This window comes from Streptomyces sp. NPDC056224 (assembly GCF_042267665.1).
GTDB lineage: Bacteria > Actinomycetota > Actinomycetes > Streptomycetales > Streptomycetaceae > Streptomyces.
The window spans coordinates 26,695-43,038 of sequence record NZ_JBHJTK010000001.1 but is presented as its reverse complement, the minus strand read 5'-3'; the positions used below and the strand labels follow the sequence as shown (position 1 = coordinate 43,038).

The following is a 16,344-nucleotide window of genomic DNA, read 5'->3' as shown; positions in this document are numbered from 1 at the left end:
TGCTGGTCGGGCCCGGTCGACTGTTTCGTCCGGGCCGCATCGACGGCACAGCGTACCGTCGGTGATCTTCGCTCCGACGGCCGGTTCCCTGATCCGGGAAGAAGCCAGGCAAGATGGGGGGTGTGACCCTCATTGATCAGCTCCCGCCGAACGCCGACCCCGACGCCCTCTTCGAGGCTTTCTCCTCGTGGGCGGAGGACCAGGGCATCACCCTGTACCCGGCTCAGGAGGAGGCGCTGATCGAGGTCGTCTCCGGGGCGAACGTGATCCTTTCCACCCCGACCGGCTCCGGCAAGAGCCTGGTCGCCGCCGGCGCGCACTTCACCGCCCTGGCCCAGGACAAGGTCACCTTCTACACCGCCCCGATCAAGGCGCTGGTGTCGGAGAAGTTCTTCGACCTGTGCAAGCTCTTCGGCACCGAGAACGTCGGCATGCTGACCGGCGACGCTTCGGTGAACGCGGACGCCCCGGTGATCTGCTGCACCGCCGAGGTGCTGGCCTCCATCGCCCTGCGCGACGGCAAGCACGCCGACATCGGCCAGGTCGTGATGGACGAGTTCCACTTCTACGCCGAGCCGGACCGCGGCTGGGCCTGGCAGATCCCGCTGTTGGAACTGCCGCAGGCGCAGTTCATCCTGATGTCCGCGACCCTCGGCGACATGAAGCGGTTCGAGGAGGACCTGACCCGGCGCACCGGCCGGCCCACCTCGGTGGTCCGCTCCGCGACCCGGCCCGTCCCGCTCTCGTACGAGTACGTCACCACGCCGATCACCGACACGATCACCGAACTGCTGGAGACCCGGCAGGCTCCCGTCTACATCGTGCACTTCACCCAGGCCCAGGCGGTCGAGCGGGCGCAGTCGCTCATGAGCATCAACATGTGCACCCGCGAGGAGAAGGACAAGATCGCCGACCTGATCGGCAACTTCCGCTTCACCACCAAGTTCGGCCAGAACCTGTCCCGCTACGTCCGGCACGGCATCGGCGTGCACCACGCCGGCATGCTGCCCAAGTACCGGCGCCTGGTCGAGAAGCTGGCCCAGGCCGGTCTGCTGAAGGTCATCTGCGGTACCGACACCCTCGGCGTCGGCGTCAACGTCCCGATCCGCACGGTGCTGTTCACCGCGCTGACCAAGTACGACGGCAACCGGGTCCGCACCCTGCGCGCTCGCGAGTTCCACCAGATCGCCGGCCGCGCCGGGCGGGCGGGCTTCGACACCGCGGGCTACGTGGTCACCCAGGCGCCCGAACACGTCATCGAGAACGAGAAGGCCCTCGCCAAGGCGGGCGACGACCCGAAGAAGCGCCGCAAGGTGGTCCGCAAGAAGGCTCCCGAGGGCTTCGTGGCGTGGTCGGACATCACCTTCGAGAAGCTCATCGCCGCCGACCCGGAGGCGCTGACCTCGCGCTTCAAGGTCACCAACATCATGCTGCTGTCGGTCATCGCCCGGCCGGGCGACGCCTTCCAGGCGATGCGCCACCTCCTGGAGGACAACCACGAGCCGCGCAAGGCCCAACTGCGGCACATCCGCCGCGCCATCGCGATCTACCGCTCGCTGCTGGACGGCGGGGTGGTCGAGAAGCTCGACACCCCGGACGCGGAGGGCCGCACCATCCGGCTCACCGTCGACCTCCAGCAGGACTTCGCGCTCAACCAGCCGCTCTCCACCTTCGCACTCGCCTCCTTCGACCTGCTGGACCCGGAGTCCCCTTCCTACGCGCTGGACATGGTGTCCGTCGTGGAGTCCACGCTGGACGACCCGCGCCAGATCCTGGCCGCCCAGCAGAACAAGGAGCGCGGCATCGCGGTCGGCCAGATGAAGGCCGACGGGATCGAGTACGAGGAGCGGATGGAGAGGCTCCAGGACGTCACCTATCCCAAGCCGCTCGAAGAACTGCTCTTCCACGCCTACGACGTGTACGCCAAGAGCCACCCGTGGGTGCGCGACCACCCCGTCTCCCCGAAGTCGATCATCCGCGACATGTACGAACGCGCGATGACCTTCACCGAGTTCACCTCCTTCTACGAACTGGCCCGGACCGAGGGCATCGTGCTGCGCTACCTGGCCAGCGCGTTCAAGGCGCTGGACCACACCATCCCCGACGACCTCAAGTCCGAGGACCTCCAGGACCTGATCGCCTGGCTCGGCGAGCTGGTCCGCCAGGTGGACTCCAGCCTGCTCGACGAGTGGGAGCAGCTGGCGAACCCGGAGGTGGAGACCGCGGAGCAGGCCCAGGAGAAGGCCGACCAGGTCAAGCCGGTCACCGCGAACGGGCGCGCCTTCCGCGTCCTGGTCCGCAACGCGATGTTCCGGCGGGTGGAGCTGGCCGCCCTCGACCACGTCAACGTGCTGGGTGAACTGGACGCCGAGTCCGGCTGGGACGCCGATGCCTGGGGCGAGGCGATGGACGGGTACTGGGACGAGTACGACGACCTGGGCACCGGCCCCGACGCACGCGGTCCGAAGCTGCTGCAGATCGAGGAGGACCCGGCGCACGGCCTGTGGCGCGTCCGCCAGACCTTCGCCGACCCCAACGGGGACCATGGCTGGGGCATCAGCGCCGAGGTCGACCTCGCGGCCTCCGACGAGGAGGGCCGGGCCGTCATCCGGGTCACCTCGGTCGGCGAGCTCGGCGCCCTCTGACCGCCACCCGCGTCCCGCCGTCCCCACCACCGACAGTGGAGATCCTCTGATGACGAACCCCGCCGAGAGACTGGTCGATCTGCTCGATCTGGAGCAGATCGAGGTCAACATCTTCCGCGGCGCCAGCCCGCAGGAGTCCCTCCAGCGCGTCTTCGGCGGCCAGGTCGCCGGCCAGGCACTGGTGGCCGCGGGACGCACCACGGAGAGCGACCGCCCGGTCCACTCGCTGCACGCGTACTTCCTGCGCCCCGGCCTCCCCGGGGTGCCGATCGTGTACCAGGTGGAGCGGGTGCGCGACGGGCGGTCCTTCACCACGCGCCGGGTCACCGCGGTCCAGCAGGGCAAGACGATCTTCAACCTCACCGCCTCCTTCCACCATCCGGAGGAGGGCGGCATCGAGCACCAGCTGCCTCCTCACCACGTTCCTCATCCGGACACGCTCCCGAAGGTCGCGGACGAGATCCGCGAACACCTGGGCGCCCTGCCCGAGGCGCTGGAGCGGATGGCCCGCCGCCAGGCCTTCGACATCCGGTACGTGAACCGGCTCCGCTGGACTCCCGAGGAGCTCAAGGACGCCGATCCCCGCAGCGCGGTGTGGATGCGGGCGGTCGGCCCACTGGGCGACGACCCGCTCGTGCACACCTGCGCCCTCACCTACGCCAGTGACATGACCCTCCTCGATGCCGTGCGCATCCCGGTGGAACCCCTGTGGGGGATGCGCGGGTTCGACATGGCGAGCCTGGACCACGCCATGTGGTTCCACCGCCCGTTCCGGGCGGACGAGTGGTTCCTGTACGACCAGGAGTCCCCCATCGCGCACGGCGGCCGGGGCCTGGCCCGGGGCCGCATCTACGACCTGGAGGGCAGGCTGCTGGTCTCCGTGGTCCAGGAAGGCCTCTTCCGTCCGTACCCCGCCGGGCCGCCCCGGCCCGCCGGATCGGCCCCGACGGCCCCGTAGTCCGAGCGGCCCCGTGGTCCGAGCAACGCCGCAGTCCGAGCAACGCCGTAGTCCGAGCGACCCCCGAAGTCCCCGCCATCCACGAGGAACCGAGCACGCCCATGCCCACCCCGGCCCACCCCTGCCCCTGCGGGCTGCCCGCCCCCTACCCGGAGTGCTGCGGCCGCTTCCACTCCGGCGCTCAGCAGGCGCCCACCGCCGAGAAGCTGATGCGCTCCCGGTTCAGCGCCTTCGCGGTCGGCGACACCGCTTACTTGCTGCGCTCCTGGCACCCCTCCACCCGGCCGCCCCGGCTCGACCTGGATCCCGGGCAGCGCTGGGAGCGGCTGGAGATCCTCGCCACCGAGCGCGGCGGGATGTTCGAGACGGAGGGTTCGGTGGAGTTCCGGGCGCACTACCGCGAGGGCGGGCACACGGGTTCCCTCCACGAGCACAGCGCCTTCTCCCGCGAGGGCGGGGCCTGGGTCTACGTCGGCCCCCTCTCCCCCGTCGACTTCGACTGACCGCGGGCCCCGGTCAGCGCGAGGTCCAGGCTCGTGCGGTACCAGTGGATCTCCTCCGACGGCTCGGCCTTCAGCAATCGCAGGGCCACGGCCGCGGCCACCGGGACCTGCGGATGCCCGTACGGCGGGGGCGGGGCGAGGGCGGTCAGGACGATCCGCTCCGCCGGATCGGGCACGGCCTGCCGCAGCTCTTCCTCCGGGAGTACGGACGCCAGCACGGCGGCGCGCTCCCAGGGGTCGGCTGTCCGTCTCAGCAGCAGCCCGACATGCCGCCCGCGCCACCTGCGCGGACGCAGATCCGCCTTGGCCGCCATGAGCTCGCGGTCCGCCTCGGGTGCGGTCCCGCGCAGCATCGCCGGCTCCCGCGCCGCGAACTCCCTCAGCTCCGCGGCCAGGTAGAGCCACACCACTGCCCGGTAGCGGTTGATCCGGTAGCCGACCGGGGCGAGGTGCCCGCAGCGCGCGAGCCGCGTGAACCGGCTCGGGCCGACCCCCAGCACCCCCGCCGCCGCTTCCGCTCCGCCCACGGTGGCCACCCGTTCGCGCAGCGCGTCCTGCCAGTCCCCGCCCGGCCGCTCCTCCCCGCCCGGCCGGCCCTCGGCGGACCTGACCCGGTCCAGCTCGGCCAGCGCGTACCGCGCGGCCCCGCCGGCCGCGGGCGGCCCTGCCGCCCGCACGATCCCCAGCTGAACGGCCCTGGCGAACTCGCCCCGGCTCAGCCCCAGTTCCCCGGCGGCCCGCACGCCACCCACGAGCGGCTCGGCGGGCGCATCCGCACGGGCCTGCTGACCCTCGCCCTGGCGCCCGCCCTGACGCACGTCCTGACGCACGTCCCGACCCCCGACGTGGTGGCCGGCCCGACCCCCGACGCGGTGGCCGCCCCGGCGCCCGCCTTCACGGCCCTCCGCAGCCACCTCCGCCCGCAACACCGCGGTCCCGGTGTCCCGCAGCACGGTCGTCCCCATCTGCCTCATCACGGTCTCCCCCACGAGCGTTGACTACTCTGCGTGAAAACCGTAACTCAGGGCGACGACACCTTGCGGCCCCTGTGGATAACTCAGCCGCCCGTGATGCGCCGCTCCGCGACGCCCAGGTGCTCACCCACCCGGTTGACCAGCAGCGTCATCTCGTACGCGACCTGCCCGATGTCCGCCTCGGCGGCGCTCAGCACACACAGGCAACTGCCCGCGCCCGCCGCCATGACGAAGAGGACCCCCTCGTCGTACTCGACCATCGTCTGCCGGACCTCGCCGGCCCTGAAGTGCCGCCCGGACCCCTTGGCCAGGCTCTGCAGCCCGGCGGCGACGGCCGCCAGGTGCTCCGCGTCCTCCCGTGCCAGCCCCGCGCTCGCGCCCGTCACCAGGCCGTCGTTGGACAGCACCACCGCGTGCCGTACCTGCTGGACCCTGCGCGTCAGGTCGTCCAGCAGCCAGTCGAGCTGCTTGTCCAGTGCCATAGCGAACCCCTCCCCGTCGACGCGGCCGACATGGCCGCGCCCCGCCCCGCGTAGTCGTGCCGCAAGCCTTCCCCACCAGCCCCTTTCCGGCAAGGAGGATGTCCCCATGGCGAAGAAGATGACTCAAGAGGAATGGCGGGCGTTCGTCTCCCACTCCACTCGCACCGGGAAGCTCTCCACCGTCCGTGAGGACGGCAGTCCCCACATCGCTCCCATCTGGTTCGTGCTCGACGGCGACTCCTTCGTGTTCAACACCGGCAAGGACACGGTGAAGGGACGGAACCTGGCCCGTGACGGCCGGGTCGCGCTGTGCGTGGACGACGACCGTCCGCCGTTCTCCTACGTCGTGCTCCAGGGCCGTGCCCAGATCACTGAACACGCCGGGCACGAGGACGAGATGCTCGCCTGGGCGACCACGATCGCCGCCCGTTACATGGGCGAGGAGCGCGCGGAAGCCTTCGGCCGCCGCAACGCCGTCCCGACCGAACTCCTGGTCAGGGTCCCCATCGACAAGGTGATCACCGCAGGCGGGGTGGCGGACTGAGGGGGGCTGCCCGCCCACAGCCTCACCCCGCCTCCCGCGGGCCGGTCCGGGTCACACCGAATCGGCCTGCGGCTCCACCGAGTCCAGCAGCCGGGCGGTGTGCACCCGCCCGGCGTACTCGACCAGCCTGATCAGCACTTCTTTCCCCGAGTCCTTGTCCCGCGCGTCACACAGCACCACCGGCGTCCCCTGGTCCAGGTCCAGCGCCCGCGACACGTCGTGCGCCCCGTACCGCCGCGCGTCCGTGAAGCAGTTGACGGCGACCACGAACGGGATGCGCCGGTGCTCGAAGTAGTCCACCGCCGGGAAGCAGTCCTCCAGCCGACGCGTGTCGGCGAGCACCACCGCCCCCAGCGCCCCCTGGGACAGTTCGTCCCACAGGAACCAGAACCGGTCCTGCCCCGGCGTGCCGAACAGGTACAGGGAGAGCCCGGACCGGATGGTGATCCGGCCGAAGTCCATCGCCACGGTCGTGGTCGTCTTCTGGTCCACCCCACCGGTGTCGTCGACCAGTTCGCCCGCCTCGCTCAGCGTCTCCTCCGTCCGCAGCGGCCTGATCTCGCTGACCGCGCCCACCAGAGTGGTCTTGCCCACCCCGAAGCCGCCCGCCACCAGGATCTTCAACGCGAGCGCGGCCAGTTCGCCGTCCTCGCCGGGATCCGCGGCCGGGGCGGATCCGTTGTCGTGCTGTCCCATCACAGTGCTCGCAATCCCTCGATGACTTCCCTCAGAATCCGCTCGTCCGGCAGCTGTGCGGGCGGTACCGGCCTGCTGACCTTGACGTGCCCGCCCTCCAGCAGGTCGCCGAGGAGCACCCGCACCACCCCCACGGGCAGGTCCGCGTCGGCGGCGAGCTCCGCCACCGACTGGGTCTCGGACCGGCAGAGTCCGAGCAGCGCCCGGTGTTCGGGGCCGAGGAGCGACTCGGCCGCCTCGTCGGTGCCCTGCGGATCCACGACGACCAGCGCGATGAGGTCGAAGCGGACCCCGTGGGGTCCTGGTTTCGTCCGCCCGCCGGTCACGGCGTACGGACGCACGAGCGGGCCCGCGTCGGCGTCGTACCACTGGCCGTCCATGTGCCGGACCGCCGCCCTCAGCCGGCGGCCGGCGGCCGCGCCGCGAACCGGGGCGGGGTGTAAAGGTGTTCGCCGACGCGCTTCACCAGCCGTGCCATCTCGTAGGCGATCAGCCCCATGTCGGCGCCGGCACCACTGAGTACGGCCAGACAGGAGCCGTCCCCGGCGGCCGCGACGAAGAGGAAGCCGTCGTCCATCTCGACCATCGTCTGGCGCACGCCCCCGACGTGGAAGTGACGGCCCGCACCCTTCGCCAGGCTGTGGAAGCCGGATGCGACGGCGGCCAGGTGTTCCGCGTCCTCCCGGCACAGGGCGCTCGAAGCACCGACCGGCAGCCCGTCGTTGGAGAGGACCACGGCGTGCCGGACCTCCCGGACCCGGACCACCAGGTCGGCCAGCAGCCAGTCCAGTTCACCGGACCTGCGGACGCCGCCCCGGCCGGTCCTCTGATGTTCGATCATCACCGTTCTCCTTCGCTGCCTGCGTGAGGGGAGTTGTCCTGGGCGCCGCGCACCCAGCCGGCCCGGTAGGCCGCCATCCGGTCCCGGGCCTGCTCCGGACTGCGGCCCGGAGCCTCCTCGGCGAGCCGCGCGCCGGCCGGGTCCTTCGGGGCGGGGGCCTCGCGCAGCTGCGGGACGAGGCTGGCCTGGCGCACCCGGCGCGGCAGTTCCGTCACCGAGGCGGCAGGGGCCGTGGGCGGTGCCGCCGCCTGCGTACGGGTCACCGCGCCGCCGGGAGCGCGCGGCCGCAGCGCCGCCACCGGGGCGGGACGCGGTTCCTCGGCTGCGGGGATGCGGTCCGGGTCCCGGCCCGGCAGGCCGCGCGGGTCCTCCCGTGCGGCGCGCATGGCGGGAGGCTGCTCCGTCCTCGCGGCTCCCGCAGCCGCTCCCTGCGCCACCGCCCGCTCCGCGGCCGCGCCCGTCTCCCCTGCCGGGGCCCGGCCCGGGCCGGGCTCGGCGGCTCCGGCCGTGATCGCGCTCTGGAGCATGGAGTTCGGCAGCAGCACCACGGCGGTGGTGCCTCCGTACGGCGACGTGCGCAGGTGCACCTTCACGCCGTGGCGGGCCGAGAGGCGGCTGACGACGAACAGCCCGAGCCGGTCGCTGTCGAAGAGGTCGAGCGCCTCGGACTGCTCGATGCGCCGGTTGGCGTCGTCGAGGGTCTCGCGACCCATGCCGAGCCCCCGGTCCTCGACCTCCAGTACGTACCCGGCGCCGACCGGCTCGCCGCTGACCCGGACCTTGGTGTGGGGCGGGGAGAACTGTGCGGCGTTCTCGATGAGTTCGGCCAGCAGGTGGGTGAGGTCGGCGACGGCTCCCCCGACCACGGCGGCCTCCACGAGCTGGCGCACCTCCACCCGCGGGTAGTCCTCGATCTCGGAGACGGCCGCCCGTACGACGTTGGTGAGGGGGACCGGCATCCGCCAGGCCCGGCCAGGGGCCGCCCCCGAGAGGATGATCAGGCTCTCGGCGTGCCGGCGCATCCGGGTCGTCAGGTGGTCGAGGCGGAAGAGGTCGCCCAGCTCGTTCGGGTCGTCCGCGCGGCGTTCCATCGAGTCGAGGAGGGTCAGCTGCTTGTGTACGAGGACCTGGCTGCGGCGGGCGAGGTTGACGAACACCCCGGAGACCCCGCTGGCCAGTTCCGCCCGCTCGACGGCGGCGCTGAGCGCGGCCCGGTGGACGGTGGCGAGCGCCTCGCCGACCTGCGTGATCTCGTCGTCGGCCGGGGGCCCGGACGGGGTCTCGGCGGCGATGTCGATCTCCTGGCCCGCGCGGAGGCGCTCCATCGCGTACGGGAGCTTGCGGCGGGCGATCTCCAGGGCGGTGTTGCGCAGCGAGACCAGCTCCACGACCAGGACGCGGCCGATGCGCACGGAGATGACCAGCGAGGCGGCGACCGCGGCCAGGCCCAGCAGCACGGCGGCGCCGGCCGGGCCGAGCGCTCCTTCGGCGACCGGGTCGGCCCGGTCGGCGGCCGCGGCGTGCGCGGCTCCCTCGATCTCCCGCATGGAGACGCTGATGGAGGTGAAGGCCGCCTCCCACCCGGCGGGCATGCCGCGGGCCTCCTTGGCCGTGCCGGCGGCCAGCGCGCGGTCCTCGGCGGCGGTGAGGTCGGCGTAGGCGGCGCTCTTGGTGACGGACTGCCAGGAGTCCCGCTGGGCGGTGGGGAGGTCGTCGGCCGCTGCGGCGGTGAGGGCGCGGCGGGTCTCGATGGCTCCGGTCAGATGCCGAAGCGTTTCAGCGGTGCGCTGACCCGGTACGGCGAGCAACGCGTCCTCCCGGGAGAGGAGTTCCCCGGCCCGGGCGAATTCGAGCAGGACGCGGGAGTCCGGGCCCAGCTCGGCGTCTTCCCCGCCGGTCAGTGCGCCGCTCACGGCGAGGGCCGAGTCGACCACGCGCGTGTAGATCTCGTAGGCCGCCTCCGGGGTGGCGCGTCGGCCGGTGACGTCCTTGCGGGCCGAGCCGAGTGCCTCGGCGTCGGCGACGAACACGCCCAGGCGGACCACGATGTCCGAGCCGTAGCCACCGGATTCGGCGACGGTGTTGCGGTCACCCAGGCGCAGCCGCCCGACGGCGGTGTCGGTGCGGCGCGCCTGCTGGTCCAGGGCGGCCGGGTCCGCGGCGGGGTCGGCGAGGAGGCGGACGGCGGCGCGGCGTTCGGCCTGGAGTTCGGTGACGGCGGCGGCGACGGGGGTGCGTATCTCCGTGTCGGCCCGCTGGACGCGGCTGAGCCGGGCTATGTCCTGGGCGGTGCTGACGGTGGCGAAGGCCCAGAGGGCGAGCAGCGAGACGACCGGGACCATCAGCAGAGAGACGATCTTCGCGCGGACGGTGGCGGGGCGCAGGCGCAGCCGCGGGGCGCGGAGGTGGGGTGCGGTGGGGGCGGCCGGGGCGGGCTGGTGGGCCACCTGCTCCGCGGGCTCGTCGGCCGGCGGCCCGGCGTGGGCCCGGCGGCCTGTGGGCGTGGCGCGGCCGTCCGCAGGCGCGGGCAGCCGCGGCGCCGCTGCTTCCGGTCTTCTGCGGGGTGTGCGCATGGGCTCCTCGTTCCGGGGCGGTACCTGAAAGTGCGGTCGTGCGGTCGTGCGGTCGTGCGGTGCGCGTGCGGCTGCGGCTGCGGCTGCGGCTGCGGCTGCGGCTGCGGCTGCGGCTGCGGCTGCGGCTGCGGCTGCGGCTGCGGCTGCGGCTGCGGCTGCGTGGTGCGTACGCGCGTCGGGCGGGTCCGGTGTGTTCAATGGGCCGCCACGGCGTGCTCCCCCGGGCGCCGGGCGGATGCGGACGCGGCCCGCTCGTCGGCCGTCGGGGAGAGCGCGATGAACGCGGCGGTGATGAACAGGTAGGAACCCAGCCCGACCGCGAGCGGGAAGACGAACTGCATGGCCGTGGCGCCGGGCAGGACGGAGTCCGAGGGGCTCACGCTGACCGCGACGGCCATCATCCCGGTGTAGTGCATGCTGCTGACGGCGGCGCCCATGACCAGGGAGGCGACGGCCACGGCCACCGGTGACTCGATGTTGAGCGCGGCCCACAGGGCGGCAGTGGCCGCGACCACGGCGATGGCGACGGAGAGTCCGACGGTGAGCGGGTCGTAGGAGACGGCTCCGTGCAGGCGCATGGCCGCCATGCCCAGGTAGTGCATGCTGGCGACGCCGAGGCCGGTGGTGAGGCCGCCCAGGACGAGCGCCCGTCCGCGTCGCTTGCCGTAGCCGACCGCGAAGACGCCGGCGCCGACGACCAGCATGGCGACGATCAGGCTGAGGATGGTGAGCGGCACGTTGTAGTGGATCTCGGTGCCGGTGACCTCGAAGCCGAGCATCGCGACGAAGTGCATCGTCCAGATGCCGGTGCCGATCGCGGAGGCGGCGGTGAGGAGCCAGTTGCGCCGGGAGGGTCCGGTCGCGGCGAGCGCGCGGACGGTGCAGCGCAGCCCGAGGGCGGCGCCGGTCGATGCCATCAGGTACGACAGCGCGGGTGTCAGCCAGCCGTAGGCGGCGTGGTCCAGATGTCCCAGGTGTCCCATGGCCACCGGACGCTAGTCCGGGTGAGGGCGCGAACAAGGGGAGCATTTCGAAAGACGCTGGAACTGCTGGAATATGACAGAGATACGTTCTTCTCCGATCGCGCCACGCGCCACCTTGCGCACGGTCCGCGGCTCCGTCCGGGGCGCGAATGTGAGGGATCATGGGCGCATGAGCGAGGACCACACACACGTGCAGGAGTTCTTCGGAGCGCGCGCCGCCGACTGGGACCGCAAGTTCCCCGGCGACGCGCCCGCTTTCGCGACCGCCGTGGCCGAGTTCGGCCTGCGGCCCGGCGACCGCGTGCTCGACGCGGGCTGCGGCACCGGGCGGGCCCTGGCCCCGCTGCGCGCCGCGGTCGGGCCCGCCGGCATCGTGCTCGGCGCGGACCTCACGCCGGGGATGCTGGCCGCCGCACAGCGGGCCGGGCGGGCCGCGGACGGTGCGCTGCTGCTCGCCGACGTGGCCCGGCTGCCGCTGCGCGACGGGGCACTGGACGCGGTGTTCGCGGCCGGCCTCATCGCCCACCTGCCCGACCCCGAGGCCAACCTGCGCGAACTGGCCCGGGTGGTCCGCCCCGGCGGCCGGCTCGCGCTTTTTCACCCGATCGGGCGAGCCGCCCTCGCCGCCCGCCACGGCCGCGAGCTGACCCCGCAGGACCTGCGGGCCGAGCCCAACCTCGGTCCGCTGCTGTCCCGTTCGGGCTGGGAGATGACCTCGTACGCCGACGAGGACGCCCGCTTCCTGGCGTTGGCCGTACGCCACCCGTGACGGGTCGGAACATGACCCGCCTCTACGTCGGCCACGCGCCCGGGGTCGGCGGAGGCCACGGGATCACGCCGGAGGCTGGGCCTCGGCTCCGGCCGGCCGCCGGGGGTGGGGAACGGGGCAGCCGCCTGCGCCGGGCACGGGGAAGGTGCCGAGCTCGCCCACGTCGTAGCCTCCCCGGTAGTTCTTGATCTCCGGGTTCTGGCGGGCGTAGTGCGGGTCCCTTCGCGGGGGCAGCAGCCGTACCGCGCGCCCGCGCAGCCGCAGGGCGCCCTGGACCAGCCGCTGGACCGGTGGGCGCGGGCGCTCGTAGCGGAAGGCCCTCAGCAGCGGTTCGTCGAGGAGGGCGAGGCTCGCGCCGCGGACGGAACGGGCGAGCGGCGCCGGGTACCAGGAGGCCATCAGGTCGAGGGTGGCGTCGGCGACCTTCCGGCCGCCCTCGTCCCAGCCGAAATGGGCCTCTTCATAGGCGTTCAGGGTGGTTTCGAACTCCTCGAAGGAGCCCGGAATCTCCTTGATGCCCAGGTGACGGCCGAGGGTGGCGTAGTAGTTCGCGGAGGCGCGGCGTTCGTGGTGGGTCAGCGGACGCCACCCGTAGGCGTCCAGCCAGCGCGACGGAATCACCACGAAGGTGCACAGGACGTAGCGCATGTCCTCGTTGGTGATGTCGTAGCTGCGGTGCATCTGGTTGACGCGGCGGATCGCGGTGCGCCCGGTATCGCTGTCGAAACCGTGCTCGACGACCGCGTCGAGGAGCAGCGCGGTGTCGTCGTAGCGCTTCTGGGTACGGTCCGTGAACTCGGCGGTCTCGGCCAGCAGGCCGCCGATGGAGGGGACGGCGTAGGTCCGGAAGAGGGCGAGCTCCAGGGCGCGGGTGAAGTCCCAGGGGAACTCGTAGGTGGCGGTGAGCCGGTAGATGGCGAGGAAATCCTTGTCGGGGTCGAGACGGAGGATCTCCCTCAGCCGGTCGTATCGCTGCACCGGTGTCCCTTTCTGTGGCGGGTCCCCAACTCTACGTGCAGGCAGCGGCCTTGGAAATCGTCGGCCGCAGGCTCTCGACGTGCGGGTTACCCGCTGGTTAAGGTGCGCCGACGAGAGAGCTACCAGGAGGCCAGGTGTCCGACGACGAGGGTGGCGGCTCGCTGTACGTGCTGACCGCCGTGCTGCTGACCCCCGCGCAGTTCCCGAGCATCCTGGGCGACGACTTCCCCGAGGCCTGCTCCCAGCTGGGCGTGGCTCCGGGCGGGGACGGGTACGGGCTGGTGCTCGGCCAGGACGAGGAGGGCGCGCGCTGGACGGTCGTCGTGGACGACGTCTCGCTCGTGGCCACGGCCATCGCCTCCTGGGACTGCGGGATGGAGTACGACCTGTCGCCCGACGAGCGGTCGATCGTGATCTCGCTCGCCGGGTGGCCGCTGGAGTTGTCGGTGGCGGCGTCGGGGATCCCGGAGCCGCACGATCCGGAGCAGGGCGCGGACGGCACGGGACGGGTGCCCCTGGCGCCGCCGTCGGCCGAGGCGTGGGGGCCGGTGCAGCGGCGGATGGCCGCGGACCAGATCGCGCGGCAGTGGGCCGACTGGCGTGAGCGCGTGGCGACGGACGGCGGCGCGGCGGCCGCCGCGCATCCCGGGCTGTCGCGGGCGCTGGAGGAGGCCCGGGAGTACACGCTGACGCCGCCGCCGCCCGGGCGGGTGCGGTCCTCCTTCGCGGGTGAGGGGGCCCGGACCCTGCGGGTGGACGGGCCCGGCTGGTCGCTGGTGGCCCGTACCGGTGACGCCGCCTTCGTCCTGCTCGACGAGGAGCCGGGCGAAGTGCTGACGGTCCCCCGGGAGGGGGAGCATGACCTGCCGGAACTGCTGGCGGCGCTGGACCGCGTCGCGGTGCGCCCGGCCTGACCGCGAGCGGAAATCCGAGGAGAGCCGTGACGGTGGAGTGCGAGCCGGTGGGCGTGGTGGTGGGCGGCCGTGCGGAGGTGGCCGACGACGACTGGGGGCGTGAGACGCCGGTGATCCGCCTGGACGGCCGCCGGTTCGGCCCGGAGGCGCTGTACGGGCTGGAGGACTTCTCGCACGTCGAGGTCGTCTACCACTTCGACCGGGTGCCGGTGGAGAAGGCCGAGACGGGTGCGCGGCGCCCGCGCGGCAACCCGGACTGGCCGCTGGTCGGCATCTTCGCCCAGCGCGGCAAGAACCGGCCGAACCGGCTGGGTGTCTCGCGGTGCCGGGTGGTGAAGGTGGACGGCCTGGACGTGCACGTTGAGGGCCTCGACGCGGTGGACGGCACGCCGGTGCTCGACCTGAAGCCGTACATGGCGGAATTCGGTCCGCGGGGCGACTCCCGGCAGCCCGAGTGGGCGACCGCGCTGATGCGCGACTACTACTGAGCGCGCGCCGCGCCGGCACGGACCGCCGGCATCGTCCCCTGTCCGGAGCCGGTCGGCCGGGGCCGGAGCCGGACACCGCTCCGGCTCCCCGCCGCCCGGAATCCGGGACGGCCGCCAGGCCGGCGGACCGGGCTGCCCCACCCTCCCTTGCCGCGGGCCGGCCGGACTCCGCGCCGAAGGCGGAACCCGGCCGGCCCTGCCGCCGTCAGCGGCCTATCTGCTTCCTGGACATACCCCGCAGTCGACGCCGCTGAGAGGAGTCCAGCAGGAGGTAGGCGGCAGCCGGCACGCCGATCAGCACCAGCAGCCCCGCCCAGAACCCGACCGCCCAGAACAACACGATGGCTGCCACTACACCGGCAACCGCGACCTTTCCGCTCGTGGACATCCGCGGACACCTCCTCCTGCCGTCGACCACTACCCCCTCAACGCACCACCGCGACCTCGCGTTCCCGAGCCCCCTGACGCGTGCGCGACGCGGTGGCGCCTCGGCCGCCCTCCACCCCGTAACCAGGGGCACCGGACACGTGGCCTCCGAGATCTCCGGCCGGGGGGCTCGGCGCGGACCGGCCTGCGCACTGGCTGACGTACCGCTTGTCCGGGGCCGGCGCCGGGACGACGATGGGGGCGCTCCGGGTACCGCGGCACACGGGAGGGTGACGTGCACGATCCTTCGGTGGCGCTGCCGGGCGGAACCGATCCCGCGCAGCGGACGCGGGAACTGCGCCGGGCCCATGCCGCGTTCACCCTGGAGGGGCGGGTCGAGGCGCCGGTCCGCACGATCATCGCGAAGTCCTGGCGGCGGTGCGCCCGGGCCCGGGTCAGCCCGGAGTGCGCGCCCCGGGTGGAGCTGGCGGCGGCGGAGCTGCGGCCGTACCGCGAGCAGCACCCGCTGGCCCGGGTGATGCCGCTGTTCCGGGACCTCGTCGGGGCCTTCGCCGCGCACGGGGCGCATCTGCTGGCGGTGTGCGACGCGCAGGGCAGTCTGCTGTGGGTGGAGGGCGAGCCGGACACGCTGCGGCGGGCGGAGCGGCTCGGCTTCGTTCCCGGCGCGTGCTGGGCGGAGACCGCGATGGGCACCAACGCTCCCGGTACGGCGGTCGCGGTCGGTGAGCCCGTGCAGGTCTTCGGGGCGGAGCATTTCAGCCGCCGGGTCCATCCGTGGACCTGCGCGGCGGCCCCGGTCCGCGATCCGCGGACGGGCAGGGTGCTGGGCGCGGTGGACATCACCGGCGGCGACGGCCTCGCCCACCCCCATTCCCTCGCCTTCGTGCAGGCGGTGGCGCGGGCGGCGGAGGCCCAGCTCGCGCTGGCCGACCGCGGCGGGCCGGCCGCCCGGGACACCCTGGCCGCGCTCGGTCAGGACGAGGCGCTGCTGGTGGCAGGGGGGCGCCGGGTGCGGCTGGGGCGGCGGCACAGCGAGATCATGGCGCTCCTCGCGCAGCACCCGGAAGGTCTGTCGGGCGAGGAGCTCGCGATCGCGCTGTATGAGGACGAGTCGGTGTCACCGGTGACGTTGCGCGCCGAAATCTCCCGGCTGCGCACACTGTTGGGGCCCGCAGCCCCGCTCTCGCGGCCCTACCGCACGGCCGGTCCGCTCGACGCCGACTTCACCGCGCTGACCCGGCACCTGGCCGCCGGAGCGGTGTCCGCCGCCCTCCACCACTACCCTGGCCCCCTCCTGCCCGCCTCCACCGCGCCGGGAATCGTCCGGCTGCGCCGTCGGATCGAGGACCAGGCGCGGGCCGCCGTGATAGCCCGGGCGGACAGCGGCCTGCTGACCGACTGGGTGTGCAGTCCGTGGGGCGCGGACGACCGGGAGGCGTGGCGGGCACTGGCGGCTGCGCTGCCGCCCGAGGGCCGGCCGGCCGCGCTGGCCCGCGTACACGCCCTGGACCGGGAGTTCGGCGCGCGCGGGGCCGCGGTGCGCGAGCCCGCTCGGCCGGGCGGCCGCGGGCGTGCAACGTACCCGCAACCTGCCCGCTCCTAGCCTCCT

17 protein-coding genes are annotated in these 16,344 nt (G+C 73.2%); 8 read left to right on the top strand and 9 right to left on the bottom strand.

Going from position 1 to position 16,344, the window contains the following annotated elements; translation table 11 throughout:
* The first annotated feature begins 122 nt into the window (after positions 1-122).
* The 3 genes from ACFCZ1_RS00205 (at position 123) to ACFCZ1_RS00195 (ending at position 4,106) form a co-directional block, all read left to right on the top strand.
* Positions 123-2,645 carry a DEAD/DEAH box helicase gene (locus tag ACFCZ1_RS00205; RefSeq protein ID WP_376676035.1) on the top strand — a complete coding sequence of 841 codons (2,523 nt, stop codon included), beginning with the start codon at positions 123-125 and terminating at the stop codon, positions 2,643-2,645.
* A gap of 49 nt (positions 2,646-2,694) precedes the next feature.
* The gene (locus ACFCZ1_RS00200; RefSeq protein WP_376676034.1) at positions 2,695-3,603 is read left to right on the top strand and encodes an acyl-CoA thioesterase; all 909 of its coding nucleotides are present in this window, start codon (positions 2,695-2,697) and stop codon (positions 3,601-3,603) included.
* 101 nt (positions 3,604-3,704) lie between these two features.
* Entirely contained in the window at positions 3,705-4,106 is a 402-nt protein-coding gene (locus tag ACFCZ1_RS00195) for a YchJ family protein (protein WP_376676033.1), read from the top strand.
* Here ACFCZ1_RS00195 and ACFCZ1_RS00190 read toward each other — a convergent pair.
* Both ACFCZ1_RS00190 and ACFCZ1_RS00185 read right to left on the bottom strand, forming a co-directional pair.
* Positions 4,070-4,936, bottom strand: a complete 867-nt coding sequence (locus ACFCZ1_RS00190; protein WP_376676032.1) for a DUF6397 family protein — start codon at positions 4,934-4,936, stop codon at positions 4,070-4,072. The two genes, ACFCZ1_RS00195 and ACFCZ1_RS00190, sit on opposite strands and share 37 nt — an antisense overlap.
* A 227-nt stretch (positions 4,937-5,163) precedes the next feature.
* Positions 5,164-5,562, bottom strand: coding sequence for a roadblock/LC7 domain-containing protein (locus ACFCZ1_RS00185; protein ID WP_365916468.1), 399 nt, complete (start codon positions 5,560-5,562; stop codon positions 5,164-5,166).
* Between the two features lie 106 nt (positions 5,563-5,668).
* Between ACFCZ1_RS00185 and ACFCZ1_RS00180 the strand changes: the two genes are divergently transcribed.
* Entirely contained in the window at positions 5,669-6,106 is a 438-nt protein-coding gene (locus tag ACFCZ1_RS00180; RefSeq protein ID WP_376676031.1) for a PPOX class F420-dependent oxidoreductase, read from the top strand.
* A 51-nt stretch (positions 6,107-6,157) separates the two neighbouring features.
* On the opposite strand, the gene ACFCZ1_RS00175 is transcribed toward ACFCZ1_RS00180, so the two are convergent.
* From ACFCZ1_RS00175 to ACFCZ1_RS00155, 5 genes are all read right to left on the bottom strand, one after another.
* The gene (locus tag ACFCZ1_RS00175; protein ID WP_376676030.1) at positions 6,158-6,802 is read right to left on the bottom strand and encodes an ATP/GTP-binding protein; all 645 of its coding nucleotides are present in this window, start codon (positions 6,800-6,802) and stop codon (positions 6,158-6,160) included.
* Positions 6,802-7,182 (bottom strand): DUF742 domain-containing protein, encoded by a 381-nt coding sequence (locus ACFCZ1_RS00170; RefSeq protein WP_376676029.1) that lies wholly within the window; start codon positions 7,180-7,182, stop codon positions 6,802-6,804. The genes ACFCZ1_RS00175 and ACFCZ1_RS00170 overlap by 1 nt, the downstream gene beginning before the upstream one ends.
* A gap of 17 nt (positions 7,183-7,199) precedes the next feature.
* Positions 7,200-7,643, bottom strand: a complete 444-nt coding sequence (locus ACFCZ1_RS00165; RefSeq protein WP_376676028.1) for a roadblock/LC7 domain-containing protein — start codon at positions 7,641-7,643, stop codon at positions 7,200-7,202.
* Positions 7,643-10,216 (bottom strand): nitrate- and nitrite sensing domain-containing protein, encoded by a 2,574-nt coding sequence (locus tag ACFCZ1_RS00160; protein ID WP_376676027.1) that lies wholly within the window; start codon positions 10,214-10,216, stop codon positions 7,643-7,645. Before ACFCZ1_RS00160 ends, ACFCZ1_RS00165 begins: the two co-directional genes overlap by 1 nt.
* 194 nt (positions 10,217-10,410) lie before the next feature.
* Positions 10,411-11,190, bottom strand: a complete 780-nt coding sequence (locus tag ACFCZ1_RS00155; protein WP_376676745.1) for an MHYT domain-containing protein — start codon at positions 11,188-11,190, stop codon at positions 10,411-10,413.
* A gap of 178 nt (positions 11,191-11,368) precedes the next feature.
* Here ACFCZ1_RS00155 and ACFCZ1_RS00150 point away from each other — a divergent pair, with 178 nt between their 5' ends.
* On the top strand, positions 11,369-11,968 hold the full coding sequence (locus ACFCZ1_RS00150) for a class I SAM-dependent methyltransferase (protein WP_376676026.1): 600 nt from the start codon (positions 11,369-11,371) through the stop codon (positions 11,966-11,968).
* Positions 11,969-12,031: 63 nt separating this feature from the next.
* Here the strand turns inward: ACFCZ1_RS00150 and ACFCZ1_RS00145 are convergent, their stop codons facing one another.
* Positions 12,032-12,946: an oxygenase MpaB family protein gene (locus tag ACFCZ1_RS00145; protein ID WP_376676025.1), complete on the bottom strand. Its 915-nt coding sequence runs from the start codon at positions 12,944-12,946 to the stop codon at positions 12,032-12,034.
* A gap of 134 nt (positions 12,947-13,080) precedes the next feature.
* Between ACFCZ1_RS00145 and ACFCZ1_RS00140 the strand changes: the two genes are divergently transcribed.
* Together ACFCZ1_RS00140 and ACFCZ1_RS00135 are read left to right on the top strand one after the other, a co-directional pair.
* Positions 13,081-13,860, top strand: a complete 780-nt coding sequence (locus tag ACFCZ1_RS00140) for a hypothetical protein (protein ID WP_376676024.1) — start codon at positions 13,081-13,083, stop codon at positions 13,858-13,860.
* 32 nt (positions 13,861-13,892) lie between these two features.
* Complete coding sequence (locus tag ACFCZ1_RS00135) at positions 13,893-14,348, top strand: SAM-dependent methyltransferase (protein WP_376676744.1); 456 nt, start codon at positions 13,893-13,895, stop codon at positions 14,346-14,348.
* A 205-nt stretch (positions 14,349-14,553) separates the two neighbouring features.
* On the opposite strand, the gene ACFCZ1_RS00130 is transcribed toward ACFCZ1_RS00135, so the two are convergent.
* Positions 14,554-14,736 carry a hypothetical protein gene (locus tag ACFCZ1_RS00130; RefSeq protein WP_189967292.1) on the bottom strand — a complete coding sequence of 61 codons (183 nt, stop codon included), beginning with the start codon at positions 14,734-14,736 and terminating at the stop codon, positions 14,554-14,556.
* A 273-nt stretch (positions 14,737-15,009) separates the two neighbouring features.
* On the opposite strand from ACFCZ1_RS00130, the gene ACFCZ1_RS00125 reads away from it, so the two are divergent.
* A complete protein-coding gene (locus tag ACFCZ1_RS00125) occupies positions 15,010-16,338 on the top strand; it encodes a GAF domain-containing protein (RefSeq protein ID WP_376676023.1) in 1,329 nt (442 codons plus the stop codon).
* Positions 16,339-16,344 lie beyond the last annotated feature (6 nt).